The following is a 24,831-nucleotide window of genomic DNA, read 5'->3' as shown; positions in this document are numbered from 1 at the left end:
TGATGGCGGGACCGCTGATCACGCCCATGTGCCCATGGCTGGTGGAGAAACCACCCTCCACCGCGTTGTCGGGCAGGAATTCGACCGGCTTGAAGAACTTGCCGTTGTCGATGGCAACCGAGCGTTCCAGAAACAAGTTAGCGCTGTTGCCGTAGGTGCGCTCGGCGACCAGCTCGGCGATGGCGAAGCTGACCGCGGGCACGCTCGGCACCATACGGCTGCCGAAAGGCGTCGCGGCCAGTGCGGGAGAAACGACGGCGGCGAAGTGCTTGGCGGTGCGCTCGGCCTTGATCGGATCACCCACGGCACGCCTCCGTGCCAGCAAGAGCCGTGGAAGCACAGTAGAGATTGATGCGTTTTATCCCCGCAGCCTGGGCCACGGTGGCGATGCGAATACTGCCACCCGCCTTGAGATAAGCAGCCGGGCGCTGGCCTGCCGTTGCGGCGTTCCAGTCGTGCAGGTCACTAACGAGCAGATATTTCTGCGCGGCTTCGCGCAATAGATGCTGGTCGTGGATGAAAGAAAAACACAGCGCAGCGCCACCAAATCCCATGGTGACGTTGGGTAGTCGGTTCATCAGCTCGCCTCCATGCAAGCCTTAAGCAGAACGCCGCGCTCCTGCGACAATCAGTTGGAGAATTCCACCCGAACCAACCCCCAGCAACAATTCAAGACTGTCATAAACGACGATCACGTCCCATCTTGGCACCTACTTCGGGACCTCACCCACCTCCAAACCCGATGGTCAGAAACGACAGAGGCCCGCATAAGCGGGCCTCTGTCCAGAACGCAGGTGCGCATGGCGCACCCTAGCTGGGCTCAACGACTGGCTTTCATCGCCTCACGCGGCACGTACTTGCCCACCTCGAACTTGCCGATGGCGGCACGGTGCACTTCGTCCGGACCGTCGGCCAGGCGCAGGGTGCGCTGCATCGCGTAGAAGTAGGCCAGCGGCGTGTCGTTGGAGACGCCTGCACCGCCGTGGATCTGAATGGCACGGTCGATCACATTAAGCGCGACGTTGGGCGCCACGACCTTGATCTGGGCAATCTCGCTCTGAGCCACCTTGTTGCCCACGGTATCCATCATGTAGGCGGCGTTCAGGGTCAGCAAGCGAGCCTGGTTGATCTCGATGCGCGAGTTGGCAATGTGATCGATGTTGCCGCCCAGGCGAGCCAGCGGCTTGCCAAAGGCGGTACGGCTGACAGAACGCTTGCACATCAGTTCCAGCGCACGTTCGGCCATACCGATGGAGCGCATGCAGTGGTGGATCCGGCCTGGGCCGAGGCGACCCTGGGCGATCTCGAAGCCACGGCCCTCACCGAGCAGCACGCTGTCGTAAGGTACCCGCACGTTCTCAAACAGCACTTCGGCGTGGCCGTGCGGGGCATCGTCGTAACCGAATACCGGCAGCGGGCGAAGGATGGTCACGCCGGGAGCGTCGCTCGGCACCAGGATCATCGAGTGCTGCTGGTGGCGCGGCGCATCAGGGTTGGTCAGGCCCATGAAGATCATGACCTTGCAACGCGGGTCGCAAGCGCCGGAGGTCCACCACTTGCGGCCATTGATCACCCACTCGTCGCCGTCACGCACGGCGTTGGCCTGCATGTTGGTGGCGTCCGAGGAAGCCACGCCCGGCTCGGTCATGGCGAAGGCGGAGCGGATCTCGCCGGACAGCAGCGGCTCCAGCCACTGCTTCTTCTGCGCTTCGCTGGCATAGCGCACCAGGGTTTCCATGTTGCCGGTGTCCGGCGCGGAGCAGTTGAACGGCTCGGAGCCCATCAGCGAGCGGCCCATGATCTCGGCCAGCGGCGCGTATTCCATGTTGGTCAGACCAGCGCCGTACTCGGATTCCGGCAGGAACAGGTTCCACAACCCCTCGGCTTTCGCGCGGGCCTTGAGCTCTTCCATGATCGCGGTCGGCTGCCAGCGGTCACCTTCGTTGACCTGCTGCTCGAACACCGCTTCGTTCGGGTAGACGTGAGCTTCCATGAAGGCGGTGACGCGTTCACGCAGTTCCTGGACCTTGGGGGAGTAGGCGAAATCCATGGGCATACCTTGGTGGTTGGCTTCGATGTGGAATGATGCTAGAACAGCATCCTCGATTTATCTAAGCTATTTTCCTGCCTTATCAACATTCATAAGCAATATGCGATAAGGCTTGATGCACGGAGCGGGACATGAATTTGAACAAGGTCGATCTCAACCTCTTCATCGTCTTCGACGCCATCTATACCGAGGCCAATCTGACCCGTGCCGGACAGATTGTCGGTATCACCCAGCCGGCCGTGTCCAATGCCCTGGCTCGCCTGCGCGAGACCTTCAACGACCCTCTGTTCGTGCGTACCGCCCAGGGCATGGTGCCGACACCGATGGCGCAGAACATCATCGGTCCGGTGCGCAACGCCCTGCAGCTGCTGCGCGTATCGGTGCAGGAGAGCCGCACCTTCAACGCCCTGCAGGCGAACAAGACGTACCGCATCAGCATGACAGACCTGTCCGAGCAGATTCTGCTGCCGTCGCTGTTCCAGCGTCTGCGCCGGCTGGCTCCGGCAGTACAGATCGAGAGCTTCCAGGCCAAGCGCCGCGAAACCACCAAGGAACTGGCCGCCGGCCGCCTGGACTTCGCCGTGGACGCCCCGCTGAACACCGACCCGCAGGTGCGCCATGTCAAGCTGATGGAGGACCGCTACGTCTGCGCGCTGCGCCCTGGCCATCCATTGGCCAAGGACAAGCTGACCCTCGACGAGTATCTGTCGCTGGCTCACATCCAGATTTCCAGCCGCCGCAGCGGTCTCGGCTACATCGACCTGTCACTGGGCAAGATGGGATTGCAGCGCAAGGTTTCTCTGCGTTCGCAACACTACCTGATGGCCTCCACGGTGTTGCACAACACCGATATGGCGATGACAGTGCCGGAGCGCTTCGCCCGCCGCCACAACCTTCATTTCGTGGATCTGCCGGTGAGTGATGTACCAGCCCTCGAAACCCATCTGTACTGGCACGAGAGCACCGACCAGGACCCGGCCAACCGCTGGATGCGCGAGCAACTGATCGAGCTGGCCCAGCAGATCTGCGCGCAAGAGAAGAAGGTCGCCGAGCCGGCCTGATTCGACAGCGGACACCTCTCGCCATTGGCCAGTGGATAGGCCGATCAATGCAACAACACCATTGCCTTGCTCCTGCGTGACGCCGCGAGGAACAGTCACGCATTGACAGCCAGCATCCTCAACTTTACGTTAACGTAAAGGTCGTCTGCACGTGTGCCGCCCCATCGCTCGAGCCGAGAAGGATTCGCCAGCGCCTTAGCGCTTGCCCAGCGCACCAAGGGCCAGCCGACAGCCATGACAAGAACAATCGAGGATGCGCAATGCAGCAACCACTCTGGACCCCGACAGCCGAACGCATCACCGCCACGCGCCTCGACGCCTTCCGCCTCCTTGTGAATCAGCGCCACGCTCTGCAACTGGCCGACTATCCGGCGCTGCATGCCTGGAGCGTGGATAAGCGCGAAGCCTTCTGGCAGGCCATCGTCGATTTCTTCGAGGTGCGCTTCTCCGCCCAACCCGCGGCCGTATTGCGTGAAGGCGCGGCCATGCCCAGCGCCCACTGGTTCCCCGGCGCCACCCTGAACTTCGCCGAGCACCTGCTGCGTCGTCGCGACAACCATCCGGCGCTGGTCGCCATCGGTGAGGACGGCTCGCGCGAGCAACTCAGCTACGCCGAACTGGCCGCCCATGTCGCCGGCCTGCAACGCAGCCTGGAGACCGCCGGCGTTGGAGTTGGCGATCGCGTTGCCGCTTTCATGCCCAACACCTGGCAGACCCTGGTCGGCATGCTCGCCACCGCCAGCCTCGGTGCCACCTGGTCGAGCTGCTCGCCGGACTTCGGCACCCAGGGCGTGATCGACCGCTTCGGCCAGATCGAGCCCAAGGTGCTGATCGCTGCCGCCGGCTACCGCTATGCCGGCAAGAACCTCGACCTGACCACCAAGCTCAACGAGATCCTTGATCGCCTGCCCACACTGCAGCAACTGGTGGTGGTGCCCTACTCCAACTCCGGCACCCAGCCGAGCGACTTCAAGACGGTCGCGCCTGTGGCGCTGTGGGACGGCTTCTACCAGGCCGGCGGCGAGCCGCAGTTCACCCCAGTGCCTTTCGAGCAGCCGCTTTACATCCTCTACTCCAGCGGTACCACCGGCGTGCCCAAGTGCATCGTCCACGGAGTCGGCGGCACCCTGCTGCAGCACGTCAAGGAGCTCGGCCTGCACGCCGACCTGCACGCCGACGACACGCTGTTCTACTACACCACCTGCGGCTGGATGATGTGGAACTGGCTGGTCTCCGGCCTGGCCCTGGGCGCCACCCTGGTGCTGTTCGACGGCTCGCCGTTCCACCCCGGTGCCGAACGTCTGATCGACCTGATCGATGCCGAGAACATCAGCATCTTCGGCACCAGCGCCAAGTTCATCGCCGCCCTGGAAAAAGCCGGCGCCAAGCCGCGAGAGACGCACAAGCTGAACCACCTGAAGGCCATCCTCTCGACTGGCTCGCCGCTGGCCCACGAGAGCTTCGAGTACGTCTACCGCGACATCAAGCGCGACGTCTGCCTGTCCTCCATCTCCGGCGGCACCGACATCGTCTCCTGCTTCGCCCTCGGCAACCCGGTACTGCCGGTGTGGCGCGGCGAGTTGCAGTGCAAGGGCCTGGGCATGGACGTGCAGGTATGGAACGACGCCGGCAAAGCGGTGATCGGCGAGAAAGGCGAGCTGGTCTGCGCCAAGCACTTCACCTCCATGCCGGTGGGCTTCTGGAACGATGCCGATGGCGAGAAATTCCGCAGCGCCTACTTCGACACCTTTTCCGGCGTCTGGGCCCACGGCGACTATGCCGAAGAGACCGAGCACGGCGGTCTGGTGATCCACGGCCGCTCGGATGCCGTACTCAACCCCGGTGGCGTACGCATCGGTACCGCCGAAATCTACCGCCAGGTGGAAAAGGTCGAGGAAGTGCTGGAGTCCATCGCCATCGGCCAGGATTGGAGCAGCGACGTGCGCGTGGTGCTGTTCGTGCGCCTGCGAGATGGCGTGGTGCTGAGTGACGAACTCAAGCAGCGCATCTGCCAGGTGATCCGCGCCAACACCACTCCGCGCCACGTACCGGCCAAGGTCATCGCCGTGGCCGACATCCCGCGCACCATCAGCGGCAAGATCGTCGAACTGGCGGTACGCAACGTGGTGCACGGCAAACCGGTGAAGAACACCGACGCCTTGGCCAACCCGCAGGCGCTGGAGCTATATCGCGACCTGCCTGAATTGCAAAGCTAAAAGCTGAGGAGCCGGCGGCACCAGGCTTGAGCAAAAGACCATCGCTCGGTCAGACTGCCGCCTCAAGCAACCGACCGTTCGGTGACAATATGGACATTGTCAAACCCCTCAATCTTGGCTGCCCTTGGCACCAAACACTTGGTCGAACGCTACGGCGAGCAGCTCGTAGCCGTTCGCTACTGCATCGTTCGCAAGCCCCACGCACTACACAACGGCCGAACTGGTGATCGAGCAGAGGGGTGCCTTGATCGAAAGCCTGCCCAACACTCAAAAAACCACTCCTACAACCGTTGCCCTGCGCACTCATCGTCACAAAAGATATCTGCAACGTCTGGTCAAAACGCTAGGCGGCAAGTGGAGCTGGGACAGCCTTGTCTGGCTGATCGCCTTTGGGGAAGTGGGCCAGGTAGCGGGCAAAGCCCTTGATCTGCTAGTACCGTCGGTGCGGCTGCCTGCGTAGACCCGGCCTTGTATGCATGACGTCATGACCATTCTGTAGTTTGCGGCGGTCATTGTTTTCAAAAGCACCGTTCAAGCCATAGCAAACAACGTGGCGGCATCTTGCCACTTACCCGATTCACCCACTTAACGCTTGGTATATCTATGTCCATCACCAAAAATCCAACATGGAAGCAACTCGAGAAAAATTGGGAAAACGGATTTGACTCGCTGATAAAAGAAGAGCAAGAGGCTCTCGCATTGTGGTGGCTGGAAGCAGAAACCATGAATGGAACCTTGAATCAATTCTTCTGGAATAGCTCCGGGGACCTTGCCTTGATCGCCCTGTCTGGCCTTAGGGATCTGAATGCGCCAATCACATTGAAAGCATTCCAGTCAGCGCTGGATTATTTTGGAACATCGTACCCCGTCGATCATGAGCAGCGCATGGCTTGCCTAGAGGAAATCGAATCGGCACACGGGGAAGATGTATTCACGCCTGCATCAAGAATAATTCAGGATCTGCCAGAGGATTTCGTGCAGTCAGCTGTTTCCAGACTGGAGAAGCTCTACACACGCAACTAACCGATTTATCAACTCCATACCACCTGAGATACAGCCCACCTCAAATGGCCGATATGAATACCCAGGAGAACATCACCCATGTCAGAACAAGAAGGCTACTTTTTCAAAGCCATCACCGGCAAACAGTCATTTGAAGAGACAACCATTGCGATAGCCTATGACATGGAAGCCAGCGGTCATTATTCCGACGCATTGGAAATATGGATCAAATTGGCAGAAAAAGGCAACGCGGAGGCGCAGTTCAATCTTGCACTTCTCTATATAGATGGATGCGGAACAAGCCAGAACTCTTCCCTTGCTGCTAAACATCTAGAAAAATCGGCCAAACAAGGATACTCACCAGCCCAGGTGGAGCTGGGCAATCTATACCTTGCTGGCGAAGGCGTTGAAGAAAATCATGACAAGGCAATTTCCTGGTTTAGAAAGGCCGCCGATCAAGGCGACCCCATAGGCACACATAACCTCGGCACCATGTATCGTGATGGTCTTGGTGTAGCCGAAAGTGAAGAGGAATCCATCCGATGGTTCTTGATCGCTGCCAAAGCAAATTATTCACTGGCCCAATATGAAATGGGGCTGATTTGCACTGACAGAAAAGACGAGCCACAAGCGATAAAATGGTTTCGCCTTGCAGCAGCGCAAGATCTTGATGAGGCCAAGCTGGAGCTTCAATCAAGAGGCATCGAATAAATCAGGCTTTAATTCAGCCCTCAGATCAGCTGCAAATTGCAACAATATCGCTGCCACCCATTCAATCGGGCCAACTGGAAGACCACATGAATAACTATTTAGATACTATTTTTGACGATATACGCTCCAGCGCAAAACACGCACTAGAGAGCGACGACAAATATATCGTCATAGATAAGATATATGAATACCTCGAAGATTTTTCAGCCTTCGGCTTCCAAGAGATTCTCGAGAGAATTCTGTCGACAATAGAAGACTATCCAAGTCTTGACTACGGCGGCCCAGGACCATTTGGAACATTTATCGAGGAACAACCCTTTTCATGTTACACACCTGCACTACTGGCATCCTTGCGGCGCAAGCCCAGCACTCAAGTCGTTGGCTGGCTTGATCGATCGATCATGGACGAGGATTTTCAAAATGGCTCTGGCACCAACCCAGTTTCTGCCGGGGATTTCGCTTCCTGCCTTGTAGAGATAATTAGCAACTCTTCCGCCAGCGCGGAGTGCCGGGAGTTTTCTGAAATGTGCCTCTCCGACTTAAGAAAGCGAGGTCTTGCCTAGCACGAATACCTTCCCATGCTCACCAGAACATCAGCCGGCCCATGAACTACAAAGACTTGCAGAAAGCCACAGCCAACCACCATTCCAGCCAGAGCTGAGCCCATGCGTCAGGGTCAATATCACCACTCGATGGCAGCAATGGCGTACAAAGTCAGTTTGGAGCAAACCAGCGGTACCACCGAAACCCAGTGGCCAGAGCATGAACCAGGTCCCTACTAAGCTCAGCGCGGTGCTGAAATCGGGAGCAGGTCAAAACTCCAATAGATAGATATTCTGGAGCGACAAGGACTGCGTTAGCATCTGGCGCTTCAAGGACCTTTCGGTACTCACTTCTATAGCGCCCTTGGTATTCAGCATCTAATACCCAGAGACCTCACTCACGCAGCTCAGACCTCTCGCCGAGCTGCAAGTGCAAATAATGGCAGCCACAGTGAAAACCCCGACCTCCCCCCTCGCTCTAGCAATAATCGGACTATCACTCTCTTCCGCCTCCATGGCAGCAGAGGATTTCTTTGGGAACGGTGCGGCTAAACTGGCACCCAACATATCCCATGTCGCGTCATGTTCCCTCCCCGATGCTTCGGTTCATTACCGAGCCATTGTGTTCACTCAAGGCTTCGAGCACCTGTCCTCGGTAGTCTATCTCCAATGGCTGGAGTGGAATCAGGACGGCCCAAAGCTTCTTATGTCCGAACGCATCGTGGAGCTGAGCTCAGGTTTCTGGTCGGCAGGAGCACCGTCGGTGAACACTCAGGACTGCTCCTTCCTTTTTCCCGTCCAGCACAGCTATAGCAACGAGCCTTCTCGCTTTGAGCTCCAGCCAGCCGATCTTGGGAAGTATGCAATACGACAGGATGAGCAGAAGTGATAGGTCCTCCCTCCCGGCGCTGGTCGACATGCCGCCCTTCCTGCCTACCTTGAACAAGTATCATGTACGCGCTGATTGATCTCTACGATGAAAACCAGGCCGAGTATCTGAACTCGGTATTGCGCCGACACGGTCTGGACTCCTTTGTGCTGAAGACTGGGATCAGCCCACAAGGCGCTCAGGTATTTTCAATTTCCTGTTTCAATGCCAGCGAACTTAAAACTGCCAGGCACCTGATTTATAGCTGCCAGCACTTTATCGGCGATATTCATCCAGAAGCGTTTGCGACGATAAGAGAGATACGCTATCAAAATAACAAAACTTTCCTACGTCTGATCACCTCAAAACCCATGATGGCACTTTCGTTCTTAGCGATAACCGCAGCATTAGTGGGTTACGCTCTTGGTATATGAATTCCTGGCAGCCGTGAAATGCCATGAGAACTTGCGATCCATTACAGATAGGCATTCCACAATGCTGGGATGTATCGAGAACCGCCAGTACACCAAGTTCGATTTCCGTCACCTGCAGATGGAAGCTCTTAGGCAGTTCTTCGCGGCGTGGAATTCTATACACCTATCGCTGCCTCTCCTGTTCAGACAGTGCAACACACCTATGCCCGCCCTAGTGGGCAGCCATTCTAGACCCTCAGCTCGCAGGTTATTCCATGACGATTCACCGCATGCTCTCCACCTTGGCACTGCTTCTACTTGCTTTCACGGCTCTGGCTGGAGAGTCGACTGGTGATGACCGGGTCTTTCCGAGGCAGCTTGCGGAGCTTCACACGCTGGAGATTGACTACGCCGATGGCGAAGGCATGGACTTCGAGCCGTACTCGGAGTTTCTCTCGGCAGAGGACACGACGGATTGGATTCATGCCTGGACAGGCAACCAGTCCCTCAATGGCGATGCGCTGCGCATCTTCGGGCAGGACGGCACAGGTGGTTACGCCGCGTTCTGGCTGGTACGACCCGGCGCGCCCATTCTGGAACAGCCGATCGTGTTCTTCGGCTCCGAAGGCGAACAGGGCATGGTGGCATCGAATTTCAGTGACTACTTATGGTTGCTGGCTGGGGGTATAGGTCCGTACGAAGCGATTGCCTATCCCGGCCTGGAGAGGCCGACCGATGCGCAGTTCACAACCTTTGCCGAACAACACTCCCGCACCAAAAGAAGCACTCCATGGGAAGTCGTGACCAGAGCCCAGGCAGAGTTCCCCGACTTCGCCAGCAGGATTCAGCAGACCTACCAGTGACAGCACTGCTCGTACGAGAGCGGCGGAGATGCGACATTCCGCGCCCAACCGTTGAGTAACCTCCGTGCGCACTGAAGGCATTTCGGGCTTTACAGAAACCACCTCCATTCAAGGGAACTGCAATGAAGATTCCACTCGTACTATTGCTCGCCACGCTCACCCTGGCCGGCTGCCGCGCCGAAGAAGAAGCCAAGGCATTGCAGGCCAACGTCTCCAAGGAGCAGGTCTGGACCTTCATTCACTTCAATGTGCCGGAGGAGGACGAGGGAATGGAGTCCTACTACTACTTCGGGCAGATCCCCAAGAGCATCTACCAGTTGATCAGCACCAACAGCCTGGAGAGTGGCTTCGTGCATGTGCAGAACATGCATTACTGGGGCAACGATGACCTGATCTACAGCTACCGCGACCAGCAGAACAATGGCGACATGATCTTCCGCATCGAGGACATCCAGACCATCAAACTGGTCCGCAAGGCTCCTGTCGTGGGTCGTGGCTACGAGCAGTTCGAGGAGCCGAAGAATCAGGGGATCAGGCCCGCGAGTGGTGAGGACAAGAGTTCCTGAGCGCCGCGTCCGACATCAGATACCCGGACGCCCCGGGTCCTCTGGCGAGCTCTCCTCCTCGATGTCTTCCAGCTTCAACTCCATGCCCCAGTTCGCAACATCTGCGACCGGCGCAGGTGTTGGTGCGGGCGTAGCGCTCACTACGGTGGTGGCCGGACTATCCCGGTAGAGCTTCAGCTTGAGGCGTACGTTGTTGGCGGAGTCGGCATTCTTCACCGCCTCATCCTCGTCGATGCTGCCCTCGTGTACGAGATCGATCAGAGCCTGATCGAACGTCTGCATGCCGAGGTTCTTCGACTTCTCCATGATCTCCTTGAGTTCGGAGAACTCGTTGCGCTTGATCAGATCACGCACGGTCGGGGTGCCGAGCATCACCTCGACGGCGGCACGGCGCTTGCCGTCAACCGTCTTGACCAGGCGTTGAGAAACGAACGCCCGCAGGTTGTTGCCCAGATCATTGAGCAGCTGCGGGCGCCGCTCCTCGGGGAAGAAGTTGATGATGCGATCCAGCGCCTGGTTGGCGTTGTTGGCATGCAGGGTCGATATAGCCAGATGTCCGGTATCGGCGAACGCCAGGGCGTGCTCCATGGTTTCGCGATCACGAATCTCACCGATCAGGATCACGTCCGGCGCCTGGCGCAGTGTGTTCTTCAGTGCCGCATGGAAACTGCGGGTGTCCACGCCGACTTCACGCTGGTTGATGATCGACTTCTTGTGCCGGTGTACATACTCCACCGGGTCCTCAATGGTGATGATGTGACCGCCACTGTTGCGATTGCGGTAGTCGATAAGGGCGGCCAGGGAAGTCGACTTGCCCGACCCCGTACCACCGACGAACAGCACCAGGCCACGCTTCTCCATCACCGTCTTGAGCAGTACCTCGGGTAGTTTGAGGTCTTCGAACTTGGGAATCTCCATCTTGATATTTCGCGCGACGATGGAGACTTCATTGCGCTGCTTGAAGATATTGATGCGGAACCGGCCGACATTCGGCACCGAGATGGCCAGGTTCATCTCCAGCTCCTTCTCGAAGTCGGCCCGCTGCTCGGCATCCATTACCCCTGCAGCGATGGCCGCCACGTCACCTGGCTTGAGCGGTTCCTGGCTGAGCGGCTTGAGCACGCCATTAAACTTGGCGCAGGGCGGCGCTCCGGTGGACAGGTAGAGGTCGGATCCGTCCTGGCTGGACAGGATTTTCAGCATCTGGGTGAGGTCCATCGGGCGCGCTTCCATACGGGTGGAATTAACAAGGTAGGTCAAGCTTTGCAGGCTCATCAGCCTGAAAAATGGCGTCATTCTGATGGCGCAGCGATTGCTGGCACAATAGCGCCTTCGCAAAATGAGGAACCGATCATGCCCAAGGCGATGGCCCGCCACATCCTGGTGAAGACAGAGGCCGAAGCGGCCGCCCTGAAGAAGCGCCTCGCCGCCGGAGAGGCGTTCGATATGCTGGCCAGGAAGCACTCCACCTGCCCCTCCGGAAAGAAAGGTGGCGATCTGGGCGAGGTACGTCCAGGGCAGATGGTCCGCGCGGTTGACCAGGTGATCTTCAAGAAGCCACTACGTGAGGTCCACGGCCCCGTGAAGACCCAGTTCGGCTATCACCTGATTCAGGTGTTCTATCGAGAATGACCGGCTCAGGCCCAGCCGAGGGTGATCGCCGCCAGCACCAGATAACGACCTACTTTGGCCACGCTCACCAGCAACAGGAAGCTCCACCAGGGTTCGCGCATCACTCCGGCCACCAGCGTCAGCGGATCGCCGATGACAGGGACCCAACTCAGCAGCAGCGACCAGCGACCATAGCGTCTGTAGGTAGCCCTGGCCTGTTCCAGACGCTGCGCACCGACCGGGAACCACGACCGTTCATGGAAGCGCTCGATCCCCCGCCCCAACGCCGCGTTCAGCACCGAGCCCAGAATGTTGCCGACACTGGCTACCGCCAGCAGGATGGCTGCCGGCTGATCGCCACCAAGCAGAAAGCCAACCAGTACCGCTTCAGATTGAAGGGGCAGCAGACTGGCAGCTCCGAATGCGGAGAGAAACAGCGCGATGTAGACGGATGCGTCGGACAAGGTGGCGACTGATCCTGGCTAGACGGGCAAGCGTTATAGCGTGCGGACGGCGTTACGCACAGACGTTCGTTCCTGCCCGGCGTAACGAGACGTTTCCTCTCGTAACGCAGATGCAAAATGTTCTTGATTGGGCTTTTTGGTACAAACGTCCGTTTAGAGCCTTTAGTTGAACATTGCTCATCTTTGGCATGCTTTCTGCGAACACCCGTGCGCTGAAGTACCAGCGCACGGGTGCCTGGGTAGCGATAAAGGAACCATCACTCCCATTTACCGAGAGCAATCCATGAATAACAAGAAGACCCTGCTCGCCCTCTGCATCGGCGGCTCCCTGCTAGCCAGCGGCACGGCACAAGCCGCGCTGTTTGGCTCGACCGGTTACACCAAGACCCAATACCCGATCGTGCTCGCCCACGGCATGCTGGGCTGGGACACGATGCTTGGCATCGACTACTGGTATGGAATCCCCTCGGCCCTGAGCCAGGACGGAGCCAGTGTCTACACCACCGAAGTCGTGCAGATGGGATCGTCGGAGGCTCGCGGCGAGGATCTGATCAAGGAAGTGGAAGAGATAGTCGCAATCTCCGGCAAGCCGAAGGTGAACCTGGTCGGCCACAGTCACGGCGGCCCGACCGTCCGCTATGTCGCCGCCGTGAGGCCGGACCTGGTGGCATCAGTCACCAGCGTGGGCGCGCCGCACAAAGGCTCGGCGGTAGCCGACCTGATCCGCAAGATTCCCGAAGGCTCGAACGGCGAAGCCATCCTCGCCGGCCTGGTGAACGCCATCGGCAGTGTCATCCACTTCCTCTCAGGCAGCACCAGCCAGACGCCCCAGGACTCGCTGGCAGCCCTGGTATCCCTGAACAGCGAAGGTGCCGCCGATTTCAACGCGAGGTTTCCCCAAGGCATACCCACCAGTGCTTGCGGTGAAGGCGCCTACAAGGTCAATGGCATCAGCTATTACTCCTGGAGCGGGACCTCTCCGGTCACCAACGTTCTGGACCCGATGGACCTGATCACCACCGCCGCCTCACTGGCCTTCCCCAAGGGGGTGGCCAACGATGGCTTCGTCGAGCGCTGCAGCTCGCACCTGGGCATGGTGATTCGCGATAACTACAAGATGAATCACCTTGATGAGGTCAATCAGTTCCTCGGCCTGGGCAGCCTGTTCGAGACCAGCCCGACGACCGTGTACCGCCAGCAGGCCAACCGCCTGAAGCTGGCCGGGCTGTAAACCCATCGACCGGGGCTAGCACGGCCCCGGTCGAACTCCTGAGTGATATCAGATTGATATTGACGGCTGAATTGGACTGCAACGACCATCGGCTTCCCCTGAGAAGAATGGAGTCTCCAATGAAGCGCCCGCTTACCCTAGCTCTCCTGTTTGCCGCCCTGACCAGCGCCGCGGCGATGGCCGACTCCACGATCCAGATCGTCAATCAGTCTGGATGGGAGTTGCATGAAATCTATTTCTCGCCGACCAGCCAGGAAAACTGGGGCGACGATCATCTCGGAGATCAAGTGCTCGAACAGGGTGACTCGCTGACGCTGACGGGTGTGGAATCCGGTCGCTGGGATATTCGCCTGGTGGACGAGGATGGCGATGAATGCACCCTGGAAGATGTCCACATCACCGAATCCGAACAGTGGGTCGTTACCGAGGATGACCTGCTTGGTTGCCAAGCAGCCACCGACTGATCGTCGGTAGACAAAACTCCCCCAACACCCGGAAATACCCTGAGTGGCCCCGCCGCTCAGGGTATTTTTCAACCGGCGCGCCGGAACTGACAACGAGTCTCGCTGCGACGCGCTGGGCGATCAGTCCTGGCTGTTGGCACCGATCTTGTGGATCGACAGGTCAGCGCCGTAGTACTCCTGCTCCTGGCTCAGGCGAATGCCGGTCAGGGTTTTGAGCAGACCGTAGACCATGAAACCGCCGACCAATGCCACCAGCACGCCCAGCGCGGTACCGATCAGCTGGCTGGCCAGACTGACACCCCCGAGACCACCCAGATAGCTCTGGCCGAAGATACCGCAGGCGATACCGCCCCATACACCACACAGACCGTGCAGAGGCCACACGCCTAACACATCGTCGATCCTCCACTTCACCTGGGTCGCCGTGAATGCCCAGACGAACAGCACACCGGCGATGGCACCGGTGGCTAGTGCGCCAACCGGGTGCATCAGATCGGAGCCAGCGCAGATCGCTACCAGACCGGCCAGCGGGCCGTTGTGTAGAAAGCCTGGGTCATTGCGCCCGACCAGCAGCGCGGCGACGGTGCCGCCGACCATGGCCATCAGCGAGTTGACCGCCACCAGGCCGCTGATGCTGCCGAGCGTCTGCGCACTCATCACGTTGAAGCCGAACCAGCCGATGATCAGAATCCACGAGCCCAGCGCCAGGAACGGGATATTCGATGGAGCGAAGGCCACCAGACGGCCGTCACGGTAACGCCCATCACGGCGCCCCAACAGAGTGACCGCGCCGAAGGCCAGCCAACCGCCCACCGCATGTACCACCACTGAACCGGCGAAATCGTGGAAGGCGGCGCCGAAACGCTCGGTCAACCACGCCTGCAGGCCGAAGTTGCCGTTCCAGATCAGACCTTCGAAGAACGGATAGACAAAGGCGACGATCAGCAACGTCGCACACAGCTGTGGACCGAAGCGAGCCCGCTCGGCAATGCCACCGGAGATGATCGCAGGGATGGCAGCGGCGAAGGTCAGCAGGAAGAAGAACTTCACCAGGGCATAGCCGTTGCCTTCGGTGAGCTGCGCCGCTGGCGCGAAGAAGTTCACGCCGTAAGCCACCCAGTAGCCGACAAAGAAGTATGCCAGGGCCGAAATGGCGAAGTCGGAGAGGATCTTCGACAGCGCATTGACCTGATTCTTGTGCCGTACCGTGCCTACCTCGAGAAAGGCGAAGCCCGCATGCATGGCCAGCACCATGATCGCGCCCAGCAGGATGAACAAGGTGTTGGAGCCGTGGATCAGCGTTTCCACAGCACTATTGAGATTTTCCATCGACTGATTTCCCGGCAGAAAAGCACCAAAAACGATCCCTCCCCCAGCCTAACGCACCAAACACGGGCAATTGTTCGCTACGTTGACCAATCACTGCGCCCCGATCAGGAGCAGAGGCCTAACCCCAAAATCACTCTCGTGATTTTTAACCTTTGTTTTCAGTGATATACAGGGAGACACGGTAGATCCACCGCGATTCACCCGCCCCACCTCAGGGCGCGAGAAAAACGCGACGCACCATCGCGTGGCAAAAGCTATGCCAGAGGAAGATGTGAAAAAGCCTGAACCTGACGGCCTTGCCCCCGCTCGAACCTGAAGAGTCCGCAACCATGACCCCAGGAGAGCGCCATGCCTACCACAGCAAAAACCGATCTTTCCGGCTTCGAGAGCACCGCCAGCACTACGCCGGACATCGACAAGGAAACCCATCGACGCAATCTGCGCAACGCGCAGAATGCCCTGTCTGCCGAGTTCCAGGCCCTGGTCAGCGACACCGAGAACCTGCTGAAACAGACCTCGGAAGTGGCGGGCGTCCAGGTACAGGAGCTTCGCGCCCGCATTAGCAACAACATCGACCGCGCTAAGGTCGTACTCAAGGACACCGAGCAGACTCTTGAGGTGCAAGGCCGCCTGGCAGTCGCCAAGACCGAGGAGTACGTGCAACAGCATCCGTGGCAGACTCTCGGCGTAGCAGCAGGTGTCGGCTTCCTGCTCGGCCTGCTGGCCGGCCGTCGCTGAGGCTGGGCACGCCATGGATGACATGCAGCCGCAGTCGGCCGCCGAGCCGTCCAAGCCTTCTCTGAAGAAGCTGGGCGGTGCCATGGTCGGCCTGGTGCAGGGCCATCTGGAGCTGCTCGGTATCGAGTTTCAGGAGGAGAAGTCGCGTTCGTTCCGTCTGTTCGTCTTCTCCGGCCTGAGCCTGATCTTCGGTCTGCTGGTTCTGCTCTGTGTTTCCGCCCTGGTGCTGATCCTCTGCTGGGATACATACCGAGTACCCGCCGCCATCGGCTTGTGCCTGGTATATGCAGTCGGGCTGGCAGCCTGCGTGCTCAAGGCCATGCGCCTCGCACGCGACGGCGAATCGCCCTTCCGCGCCACCCTGGCCGAACTGGCACGCAACAAGGAGCGCTTATTGCCATGAGCCAATCGCTTTCCAGCGCGGCACGCCGCGACATGCGCAAGGAACTGGTCCGCCTGCGCATGGAGATGCACCGCCAGCAATTGCATTACCATGCCCAGCCACTGACCAATCCTCTGCAGCAGCTGAGGCAGCTGCGGCGGGGGGAGCCAGCCAATGTGAAAACTCCGCTGATGGTCGCCGCCGGCGTGATGCTCACCTTGTTCGGCAGCCGGTTGGGTACATTTGGCAAACTGGCCCGCAGTGCATTGGTGCTGTACCCGGTGATACGAGGCCTGCAGCCTCAGAAGAAGACTATCGTCGAAGTGCACCGCTGAAACATTTGGCCGCATTCTTGCAAAAGCGATGGGACACGATCGGTCCAGCCGGTCAGGTTTTTTCATCTGAGCAAGGAAATGGTCCGTGATCGACGGGCAACCCGTAGCAGTCTTCCAGCCATTCATCGACACCGCCACCGGGCGCATTGCCGGCATCGAAGCCCTCGGGCGGCTGCGCCAGGAGGACGGCAGCTTGCGCTCCGTGGGGCCACTTTTCACCGACCCACGAGTTTCACCCGCTCACCTGCGCCGCCTGGACAGACAGATTCGCGACGACGCCCTCGCCCGCATGCGACTCGCGCCGGCAGACTGGTTCCTCAGCCTGAACATCTCGCCACGCTGGATCACCCAGCTACGCCCCAACCAGGCCCTGCATAGCCTCAAGCAGCTGCAGCTCCACGCCGTAGAACCGCGCCAGGTGGTCTTCGAGATCACCGAGCTGAGTGGAGACAGCCAGAAACTGGCCGATGTGGTCGCCCGCTATCGCGAGGCCGGGGCACGCATCGCCATCGATGACTTCGGCGCCGGCTACTCGCAACTGGATCGCGTGCTGGCCCTGCAGCCAGATATCCTCAAACTGGACATGCGTCTGTTCCAGGCCGCAGCGCGAGGCGGCCCCAGCGGCGAGGTGGTCAAGGCCCTCGCGCAGATGGCTGAGAAGACCGGTTGCTGGATCATCGCCGAAGGTGTGGAGACCGAGGCCGAACTGAACTTCGCGCTCGAATGTGGAGCGCGCTACGTGCAGGGCTATCTGTTCGCCAAGCCCGAAGAGGCGTTCTTCGCCGCCGATGCTTTCGTCGAGCGCTTCGCCCAGTTGCGCGAGCAGTATGTGCAACACAAGTTGGCCGAGCGAGCCCGCCTGATGAACCTGCGCCAGCAGCTGACGGAGCTGATGGGGCTTGTGCGTCGCTGGGCCGAGCGCGGCGGCAGGCTGGACTCGCTGCTGAAGCCAACCGACTACCCCTGGCTACTGCGCATCTACCAATGCGACCGCCACGGCACCCAAGTCAGTCCCAACCTGCAGTGGGACGGGCTTCGCTGGCACGAAGACGCCCGCTACGTCGGTCACAACTGGTCCTGGCGACCTTATTTCTATCAGCTGTTGGCAGAAGGCTGGGAAGAGCGCCGGCTGACCCTGTCGAACACCTACCGCGATGCCACCAGCAACCAGTACTGCCTGACGGCGGGCCAGTTCATCGACGGCGGAGGTCGCCTGCTATTGATAGATATCGACGCAAAGGGCTTCTAGCGCCACATCAGATCAGGATCGGCCGGTGGAACGGCGCCAGTTCCATGCGGTTGCGGCCGTTCTGCTTGGCCCGGTACAGCGCCTTGTCGGCACGCTCGATAAGTGCTGGCACGGTTTCCTGCAGGTAATACTGGGCCACGCCGATCGATGCGGTTACGCAGGCACCGCTCGGCAGTCCTGCGAACGTCGCCTCGGCCAGCGACTCCTGGATACGCTTGATGCAGTGCTGAGCCATCTCCAGCGAGGTCTGCGGAAGAAACAGGATGAACTCCTCGCCGCCATAACGAGCGAAGAAATCGGTGCTCCGCAGCAACGGCTGCACGGTATCGGCGAAGGTCTTTAGCACTTCGTCCCCGACCGGGTGGCCGTAGGTATCGTTGATCCGCTTGAAGTGGTCGAGATCGAGCATGCACACGCAGAATCCCGCGCCACCGCGATCGGTGCGGTTCTTCTCGTGGTGCAGCATCTCCAACAAGTAGCGCCGGTTGTACACCCCGGTCAGCTCGTCATGGGTGGCAAGCTCGGTGACCTGCTGCAGTACCTCCTGCAGCTGGGCATTGCTGGCCATGAGTTTCTTGCGTAGCTCACTGATGCTGCCGCCGAGTACCGAGATGAACGGCAGGAAGGCCGAGAAGCTGCACCACAGCACCATCTCGACCGCCAGATTGAAGTGTTCTCCGTCGATGCGTTCGATCAGCGGCAGGGTCAGGGCGTAGGCGACGATGGTCAGCAGACTCAGCACCAGCAGATCACGCGTGTGCAGTTTGAAGCAACCGAACACCATGATGATCAACAGCACCACGAGATAGGCTCCACGCGCCTCCCCGGCGTAAAGCTGGGTGAACAGCACCATCGCGATTGCCGCCAGCATCTGCGGCATGGTCATGCTTGGATCACGGAAGCGCAGGTTGATGCCGAAATGGAACAACAGGTAGAAAGCCAGATTGGTGGCGATGGCGATCACCACCCAAACCTGCATCACCCAGGCCGGGGAAATACCGTTGTAGAGGGACACACCCTGCGGCACACAGGCCAGGACGTACATCGCCACACTCATCATGAAGCGACGGATGCGCAACTGCTGCTGCGAGTCCTTGGGTAAGGCAGCTTCTGAAATCACGTGCGAATGCTCTTCTTGTTATGGCTATCAGGCGGTACGCGATGGCACGACGATATCATCGTGATCACAAAAAATCCCCGCCGCCCCCTGCCGCCCGTCGCCCGCCCAGTGGGGGAAACACGGGACTTGCGGGCTTCGTCACGAACACCGAAGCTAGGGCCTCCGGCCTGGCGGAGCGCCAGATCACCCATCGACGAGGACAACGCTTGGATTGGCAAACCCTGCTCACCCGCGAGCGTCTCGGCAAAGCGGTCTATAGCTCGGACGAGCTGGGACGCAGCCCGTTCCACAAGGATCATGACCGCATCATCTTCTCCGGCGCCTTCCGCCGCCTGGGACGCAAGACCCAGGTCCATCCGGTTTCCAGCAACGATCACATCCACACCCGCCTGACCCACTCCTTGGAAGTCGGTTGCGTCGGCCGCTCGCTAGGTATGCGCGTCGGCGAGATGCTGCGCGAGGAACTGCCGGCCTGGTGCGCACCGAGCGACCTCGGCGTGATCGTGCAGTCCGCCTGCCTGGCCCACGACATCGGCAACCCGCCCTTTGGCCACTCGGGTGAGGACGCCATACGCCACTGGTTCCAGCAGGCTGCAGGTCGGGGCTGGCTGGACGACATGAGCGACGCCGAGCGAGGCGACTTCCTCAGCTTCGAGGGCAACGCCCAGGGCTTCCGTGTACTGACACAGCTGGAATACCACCAGTTCGATGGCGGCATGCGCCTGACCTACGCAACCCTCGGTACTTACCTGAAGTACCCCTGGACCGCCCATCATGCCGAGGCGCTCGGCTACAAGAAGCACAAGTTCGGCTGCTACCAGAATGAACTGCCGCGTCTGGAGCAGATCGCCACCAAGCTCGGCCTGCCACAGCTCGACAAGCAGCGCTGGGCACGCCATCCATTGGTGTACCTGATGGAGGCCGCGGATGACATCTGCTACGCGCTGATCGACCTGGAGGACGGCGTGGAGATGGAGCTGCTCGACTACGCCGAAGTCGAGGCCCTGCTCTTCGATCTGGTCGGTGATGACCTGCCAGAAACCTATCGCCAGCTCGGGCCCGGTGACTCGCGTCGGCGCAAGCTGGCGATTCTGCGCGGCAAGGCCATCGAACACCTGACCAACGCCGCCGCCCGTGCCTTCGTCGAGCAGCAGCCAGACCTGTTGCGCGGCACCCTTGAAGGTGATCTGGTGGAGCACATGCACGGCCCTGCAAAGCGCTGCGTGTTGCGCGCCAAGGCCGTGGCCCGCGAGCGGATCTTCCAGGACAAGCGCAAGACACTGCACGAGATCGGCGCCTACACCACCCTGGAAATCCTGCTCAACGCCTTCTGCGGCGCGGCACTGGAGCAGCATGCCGGCAACGGCCTGTCGTTCAAGAACCGGCGCATCCTCGACCTGCTGGCGCATTACGCACCGGAGCCAGGCTGGCCGCTGTATCTGTCGTTCCTGCGCATGATCGACTTCATCGCCGGGATGACCGACAGCTATGCCACCGAAATGGCTCGGGAAATGACCGGCCGCTCCAGCCCGGTGTGATGCGATGAAGGCGCTGTTCAGGCAGGCGATCAGCTGGCATGCGGGGCCTCCGGCCTGGGGGCCCGCCGTGGTCGCGGGGCTGGGCTGCGCCCTCCCCCTGGTGCTCGGGCTGTTCAGCGGTCACCCGGGCTTCCTATGGGCCTCGGCAGGTGCCTTCCAGGCGGCCCAGGCCAATCCGCTGCACCGTTTCGGCATGCTGCGCCTGCTGCTGCTCACCCTGCTGGGTGCCTGCAGTGCAGGGCTCGGCTTCTGGGCGGCCAGCCACCCGGCACTCAGCCTCGGCCTGTTCGCCCTCTATGGATTCCTCCTGGCGTGGCTACAGCGCTTCGGCACCGAGGCAGGCAAACTGGGCATCGGGCTGGCCGTGTGCCTGTGCCTCGGCCAGGGACAGTTCGGGCTGGGGAGCCTGAAGAATGCCGACGCGGTCGCAGCGCTATTCGTACTCGGCGGCCTCTGGGTCGCCCTGCTCGCCTTTGCCCTGCGCGGCATGCACGGCCTGCGTATGTGGCCGTACATGCCGCGCCTCATGGCCATCCTCAAGGTGCTCAAGCGCCATGCCAAGCGCCTCCCAGAGCAGCGCTGGCGCCTGCATGCGCTGGGCTGCACCCTGGGTTGCGCGGCGGCCGGTCTGATCGTGCAGCTGGCCGGACTGCAACGCGGCTACTGGTTGACGTTGGCGCTGATCGCCACCTTGCAGCTTGAGATTCGCGGCAGCCTGGTGCGTGCCCTTCAACTGAGCATGGCCAGCCTCTGCGCCTCTGCCCTGCTCATCTACTTCGGCCACAGCTTGCAGAGTCCATCGTTGATGGTCGCGTTCATCCTGCCATTGATCATGCTCAGCCGAGCATTTCAGGCTCATCACTATGGCCTGTTCGTGCTGCAGGTGACGATCAGCTTCGTGCTGCTGGCCGAGAGCCTGTCGCACGACTGGCACCTGGCGCAGGTGCGCCTGTTCAACAGTCTGATCGGCGTGGTGCTGGCCATGCTGGTGGCGTTGCTGATGCATGGCTTGCAGCAGTGGCTGAATCGCCGCGAGGAGCCGCCGCAGCAGTAACGAAGCGGCTATGCTTCTGGCCTGACCTGGGATGTTGTCAAGGAGTAAGACAATGCAGGGCAAGACTCTCAGCAAAGAACGACGCCTCCCACTCCACGTCCATATCAGCGTGCTGTTCACCCTGCTATTGCTTGGCAGCGGCATGGCCCTCGGCCTGTTCAACTACTACCAGACTACCCAGGTCATCCTCTCCAGCAGCAAGCAGCTGTTCAGCCAGATGCGTGAAGAGGTGGAGGCCGACCTTCAGCACACCTACCAGCCGATTCGCCACCTGCTCGGTCTGCTCGCGCTCAATGAACGCAACCTGGCCCACGACAGTTACCAGCGCATGAGCCTGCTACCGATGTTCGCCCAGGCCCTGCGTGACAATCCCAAGCTGGCGTCGCTGTACATCGGCTACGAGGACGGTGATTTCTTCATGGTGCGACCACTGCGCGACGATCGCCTCAAGCAGGTCTTCGATGCACCGGCCAACGCCGCCTATCAGGTCTGGAGCATCGACCGGCATGGGGACGCACGTCCGATCTCCGAATCACAGTACTTCGATGTCGACCTGAACTGGATCGCCCGCCGCCAGAACCTCAGCGAGAAATACGATCCACGCACCCGTACCTGGTACAAGAGCGCTCGCGAGAGTGGTGCACTGATCACCACGGACCCCTATGCATTCTTCTCCACCAAAGACGTCGGCACCACCCTGGCCCAGGTCAGCAGCGGCAACACCGTGCTCGGCGCCGACCTGACCCTGGTCGATCTCTCGGCCACCCTGGCCAGGCATAAGGTCACCCCCTCCACCGAAGTGGTGCTGTATCGACCGGACGGCGGCGCCGTGGCCTATCCAGACGTGCAGAAGCTGGTGGTCAGCAATGGCACCACTCACCTGATTCAGGTCGAAGCGCTCAGCCCGGCCCTGGCAGAACTGTTCCAACGCGACCTAAACAAGGACCGTGAGGGAGCGATGAAGCTGGCCGGCAAGCAGTGGCAGGTCTCCTACAGCCAGCTAGAGGAAGGCGGCCCCAATGGCCTGCGCCTGGCATTGCTGGCACCGGAAGAGGAGCTGCTGGCCGATGCCTACCGCATCCGCTGGCAAGGCGCGGTGCTGACCCTGACCATCCTGCTGTTGTGCATTCCACTTGGCTGGCTGATGTCACGCATCCTGGTCAAGCCGCTGCGAGCACTGGTCGCCGAAGCCGAGGCTATACGCAGCTTCGACTTCTCTCACCCGGCCAGCGGACGCTCGCCGGTGCTGGAGATCGATCAACTGGCCGTGGCGATGGGGAAGATGAAGGACACCCTGTCCAGCTTCCTCGAGATCACCGCCAGCCTGTCCGCCGAAAACCGCTTCGATGCCCTGCTTCGCCGGGTGCTTCGCGAGACAGTGGGACTCAGCGAAGCCAGCGCCGGCCTGCTCTACCTGCGCGAGGCAGGTACCGGGGCGCTGGAACCGCATGGTCTGTTCGTCACTGACGAACAGCATGATCTGGACAAGCACCGAGTACCAACGTACGAAGATGGCTCAACCTTGCCGGAGTGGCTCCGCCAACCGGCAGAGGGCGGAAGTACACGAGTCATCTCCATTGGCTTCGACCAGGCGGAAGGCTTTCAGGGCCTGCTGCACGCACTGGATAGCCCGCGCGTCCATCTGGTCTGCACCGGTCTGCACAATCGCCAGGGTGAAACCCTCGGCGTACTGGTGTTGTTGCACCGCGATACCGGCGAAGAGGCGGCCATGCTAAGTCCTCAACGCATTGCCTACGTGGAGGCGGTCTCGGGCGTCGCCGCTCTGTGCATCGAGAGCCAGCGACTTCTGGACCAGCAGAAACAACTGCTCGATGCATTCATCCAGTTGATCGCGGGTGCCATCGATGCCAAGAGCCCTTATACCGGTGGTCACTGCCAGCGGGTACCCGAGCTGACCCTGATGCTCGCCCGTGCGGCCGCCGACAGCGATGTCGAGCCATTCCGTCACTACCGGCCAAGCGACGAGGAGTGGGAGGCTCTGCACATCGCCGCCTGGCTGCACGACTGCGGCAAGGTGACCACGCCGGAATACGTGGTGGACAAGGCCACCAAGCTGGAGACCATCTACGACCGAATCCACGAGGTACGCATGCGCTTCGAGGTGCTCAAGCGCGACGCCTGTATCGCCTATTGGGAAGGCCTGGCTACTGGCGGCAACGAGGCCTCACTGGCAGCCCTGCGCGACGAAACGCTGGCCGTGCTGGATGACGAATTCGCCTTCATCGCCCGTTGCAACCTGGGCGGAGAGGCCATGGCCGACGCCGATCTGGAACGCCTGCGCAGCATCGGCGCTCGAACCTGGGTGCGCACGCTGGACGATCGTCTCGGCGTGTCCTGGGAAGAAAATCAACGCCAGGCACGCACCCCCGCGCCGCCGCTACCGATTCAGGAACGCCTACTGGCCGACAAGCCCGAGCACCTCATGGAGCGTCCGGACGGAGAGCTGATCCCGGACGACAACCCCTGGGGCTTCAAGCTCGATGTACCGCACTACAAGCATAACCGCGGCGAGCTGTACAACCTTGGCATCGCCCGTGGCACCCTCACCGCCGAGGAGCGCTACATCATCAACAACCATATCGTGCAGACCATCCGCATGCTCGACCACCTGCCGTTCCCCCGGCACCTGGCAACCGTCTCGGAGATCGCCGGGGGGCACCACGAGAAGATGGATGGCACTGGCTACCCGAAGCGCCTGAAACGCGAGGAAATGAGCCTGCCGGCACGAATGATGGCCATTGCCGACATCTTCGAGGCACTGACCGCAGTAGATCGTCCCTACAAGAGAGGCAAGACGCTCACCGAGTCGCTCACCATCATGGCTGGTATGTGTCGTGGCTCCCACATCGATCCCGAGCTGTTCGGTCTGTTCATCGCCAGCGGCATTCCCCAGCAGTACGCGGCGCGCCATCTACAACCGGAACAGATTGACGCAGTGGATACGGCGACGATCCTGGCCAAGGCCGGCCTGGCCTGAAAGGCACGCACAAAAAAGCCCGGCAT

The 24,831-nt window shown here is 60.4% G+C and carries 26 protein-coding genes; 19 read left to right on the top strand and 7 right to left on the bottom strand.

Annotated elements, in window-relative coordinates; genetic code table 11:
• From IB234_RS23235 to IB234_RS23225, 3 genes are all read right to left on the bottom strand, one after another.
• Positions 1–304, bottom strand: a 304-nt coding sequence (locus IB234_RS23235) for a hypothetical protein (protein WP_192322222.1), incomplete at its 3' end; no start/stop codon positions are given.
• A complete protein-coding gene (locus tag IB234_RS23230; RefSeq protein WP_192322221.1) occupies positions 297–578 on the bottom strand; it encodes a hypothetical protein in 282 nt (93 codons plus the stop codon). The genes IB234_RS23235 and IB234_RS23230, both read right to left, overlap by 8 nt.
• A 242-nt stretch (positions 579–820) precedes the next feature.
• On the bottom strand, positions 821–2,050 hold the full coding sequence (locus tag IB234_RS23225) for an acyl-CoA dehydrogenase (RefSeq protein ID WP_192322220.1): 1,230 nt from the start codon (positions 2,048–2,050) through the stop codon (positions 821–823).
• Between the two features lie 131 nt (positions 2,051–2,181).
• Between IB234_RS23225 and IB234_RS23220 the strand changes: the two genes are divergently transcribed.
• From IB234_RS23220 to IB234_RS23180, 9 genes are all read left to right on the top strand, one after another.
• Positions 2,182–3,111 carry a LysR family transcriptional regulator gene (locus tag IB234_RS23220; RefSeq protein ID WP_192322219.1) on the top strand — a complete coding sequence of 310 codons (930 nt, stop codon included), beginning with the start codon at positions 2,182–2,184 and terminating at the stop codon, positions 3,109–3,111.
• Positions 3,112–3,371: 260 nt separating this feature from the next.
• Positions 3,372–5,327, top strand: coding sequence for an acetoacetate--CoA ligase (locus tag IB234_RS23215; RefSeq protein ID WP_192322218.1), 1,956 nt, complete (start codon positions 3,372–3,374; stop codon positions 5,325–5,327).
• 244 nt (positions 5,328–5,571) lie between these two features.
• A complete protein-coding gene (locus IB234_RS23210) occupies positions 5,572–5,787 on the top strand; it encodes a hypothetical protein (RefSeq protein WP_192322217.1) in 216 nt (71 codons plus the stop codon).
• A 143-nt stretch (positions 5,788–5,930) separates the two neighbouring features.
• Positions 5,931–6,350 carry a DUF4375 domain-containing protein gene (locus IB234_RS23205; protein ID WP_192322216.1) on the top strand — a complete coding sequence of 140 codons (420 nt, stop codon included), beginning with the start codon at positions 5,931–5,933 and terminating at the stop codon, positions 6,348–6,350.
• A 78-nt stretch (positions 6,351–6,428) separates the two neighbouring features.
• Positions 6,429–7,040, top strand: coding sequence for a tetratricopeptide repeat protein (locus IB234_RS23200; protein ID WP_192322215.1), 612 nt, complete (start codon positions 6,429–6,431; stop codon positions 7,038–7,040).
• A gap of 86 nt (positions 7,041–7,126) precedes the next feature.
• Positions 7,127–7,603, top strand: coding sequence for a hypothetical protein (locus tag IB234_RS23195; protein ID WP_192322214.1), 477 nt, complete (start codon positions 7,127–7,129; stop codon positions 7,601–7,603).
• A 930-nt stretch (positions 7,604–8,533) separates the two neighbouring features.
• Positions 8,534–8,884, top strand: a complete 351-nt coding sequence (locus IB234_RS23190; RefSeq protein WP_192322213.1) for a hypothetical protein — start codon at positions 8,534–8,536, stop codon at positions 8,882–8,884.
• Between the two features lie 254 nt (positions 8,885–9,138).
• Positions 9,139–9,726: an SMI1/KNR4 family protein gene (locus tag IB234_RS23185; RefSeq protein ID WP_225580772.1), complete on the top strand. Its 588-nt coding sequence runs from the start codon at positions 9,139–9,141 to the stop codon at positions 9,724–9,726.
• Between the two features lie 122 nt (positions 9,727–9,848).
• Positions 9,849–10,292: a hypothetical protein gene (locus IB234_RS23180; protein WP_192322212.1), complete on the top strand. Its 444-nt coding sequence runs from the start codon at positions 9,849–9,851 to the stop codon at positions 10,290–10,292.
• Positions 10,293–10,307: 15 nt separating this feature from the next.
• On the opposite strand, the gene IB234_RS23175 is transcribed toward IB234_RS23180, so the two are convergent.
• On the bottom strand, positions 10,308–11,510 hold the full coding sequence (locus IB234_RS23175; protein WP_192322211.1) for a PilT/PilU family type 4a pilus ATPase: 1,203 nt from the start codon (positions 11,508–11,510) through the stop codon (positions 10,308–10,310).
• 135 nt (positions 11,511–11,645) lie between these two features.
• Here IB234_RS23175 and IB234_RS23170 point away from each other — a divergent pair, with 135 nt between their 5' ends.
• Positions 11,646–11,924, top strand: coding sequence for a peptidylprolyl isomerase (locus tag IB234_RS23170; RefSeq protein WP_192322210.1), 279 nt, complete (start codon positions 11,646–11,648; stop codon positions 11,922–11,924).
• A 5-nt stretch (positions 11,925–11,929) separates the two neighbouring features.
• Here the strand turns inward: IB234_RS23170 and IB234_RS23165 are convergent, their stop codons facing one another.
• Positions 11,930–12,367, bottom strand: coding sequence for a YqaA family protein (locus IB234_RS23165; RefSeq protein WP_192322209.1), 438 nt, complete (start codon positions 12,365–12,367; stop codon positions 11,930–11,932).
• Positions 12,368–12,650: 283 nt separating this feature from the next.
• Between IB234_RS23165 and IB234_RS23160 the strand changes: the two genes are divergently transcribed.
• Both IB234_RS23160 and IB234_RS23155 read left to right on the top strand, forming a co-directional pair.
• On the top strand, positions 12,651–13,598 hold the full coding sequence (locus IB234_RS23160; protein WP_192322208.1) for a triacylglycerol lipase: 948 nt from the start codon (positions 12,651–12,653) through the stop codon (positions 13,596–13,598).
• Positions 13,599–13,717: 119 nt separating this feature from the next.
• Complete coding sequence (locus tag IB234_RS23155) at positions 13,718–14,062, top strand: hypothetical protein (RefSeq protein WP_192322207.1); 345 nt, start codon at positions 13,718–13,720, stop codon at positions 14,060–14,062.
• Positions 14,063–14,182: 120 nt separating this feature from the next.
• Here IB234_RS23155 and IB234_RS23150 read toward each other — a convergent pair whose 3' ends face one another.
• Positions 14,183–15,391: an ammonium transporter gene (locus tag IB234_RS23150; protein ID WP_192322206.1), complete on the bottom strand. Its 1,209-nt coding sequence runs from the start codon at positions 15,389–15,391 to the stop codon at positions 14,183–14,185.
• Between the two features lie 348 nt (positions 15,392–15,739).
• Between IB234_RS23150 and IB234_RS23145 the strand changes: the two genes are divergently transcribed.
• The 4 genes from IB234_RS23145 (at position 15,740) to IB234_RS23130 (ending at position 18,095) form a co-directional block, all read left to right on the top strand.
• Positions 15,740–16,129 (top strand): DUF883 family protein, encoded by a 390-nt coding sequence (locus IB234_RS23145; protein ID WP_192322205.1) that lies wholly within the window; start codon positions 15,740–15,742, stop codon positions 16,127–16,129.
• Positions 16,130–16,151: 22 nt separating this feature from the next.
• Entirely contained in the window at positions 16,152–16,532 is a 381-nt protein-coding gene (locus IB234_RS23140; protein ID WP_192322226.1) for a phage holin family protein, read from the top strand.
• Positions 16,529–16,846: a hypothetical protein gene (locus IB234_RS23135; RefSeq protein ID WP_192322204.1), complete on the top strand. Its 318-nt coding sequence runs from the start codon at positions 16,529–16,531 to the stop codon at positions 16,844–16,846. The genes IB234_RS23140 and IB234_RS23135 overlap by 4 nt, the downstream gene beginning before the upstream one ends.
• Positions 16,847–16,931: 85 nt before the next feature.
• The gene (locus tag IB234_RS23130) at positions 16,932–18,095 is read left to right on the top strand and encodes an EAL domain-containing protein (RefSeq protein ID WP_192322203.1); all 1,164 of its coding nucleotides are present in this window, start codon (positions 16,932–16,934) and stop codon (positions 18,093–18,095) included.
• Positions 18,096–18,102: 7 nt separating this feature from the next.
• On the opposite strand, the gene IB234_RS24260 is transcribed toward IB234_RS23130, so the two are convergent.
• A complete protein-coding gene (locus IB234_RS24260) occupies positions 18,103–19,215 on the bottom strand; it encodes a GGDEF domain-containing protein (RefSeq protein ID WP_192322202.1) in 1,113 nt (370 codons plus the stop codon).
• Positions 19,216–19,421: 206 nt separating this feature from the next.
• On the opposite strand from IB234_RS24260, the gene IB234_RS23120 reads away from it, so the two are divergent.
• The 3 genes from IB234_RS23120 to IB234_RS23110 are packed head-to-tail and all read left to right on the top strand — an operon-like array spanning position 19,422 to position 24,805.
• Positions 19,422–20,753 carry a deoxyguanosinetriphosphate triphosphohydrolase gene (locus IB234_RS23120; protein ID WP_192322201.1) on the top strand — a complete coding sequence of 444 codons (1,332 nt, stop codon included), beginning with the start codon at positions 19,422–19,424 and terminating at the stop codon, positions 20,751–20,753.
• Positions 20,754–20,757: 4 nt separating this feature from the next.
• Positions 20,758–21,807: an FUSC family protein gene (locus IB234_RS23115; protein WP_192322200.1), complete on the top strand. Its 1,050-nt coding sequence runs from the start codon at positions 20,758–20,760 to the stop codon at positions 21,805–21,807.
• Between the two features lie 52 nt (positions 21,808–21,859).
• The gene (locus IB234_RS23110) at positions 21,860–24,805 is read left to right on the top strand and encodes an HD domain-containing phosphohydrolase (RefSeq protein WP_192322199.1); all 2,946 of its coding nucleotides are present in this window, start codon (positions 21,860–21,862) and stop codon (positions 24,803–24,805) included.
• The last annotated feature ends 26 nt before the right edge of the window (positions 24,806–24,831 follow it).

The organism is Pseudomonas sp. PDM16 (assembly GCF_014851865.1).
GTDB lineage: Bacteria > Pseudomonadota > Gammaproteobacteria > Pseudomonadales > Pseudomonadaceae > Aquipseudomonas.
The sequence above is the reverse complement of the archived record's forward strand: the minus strand, read 5'-3'. Positions and strand labels throughout refer to the sequence as shown.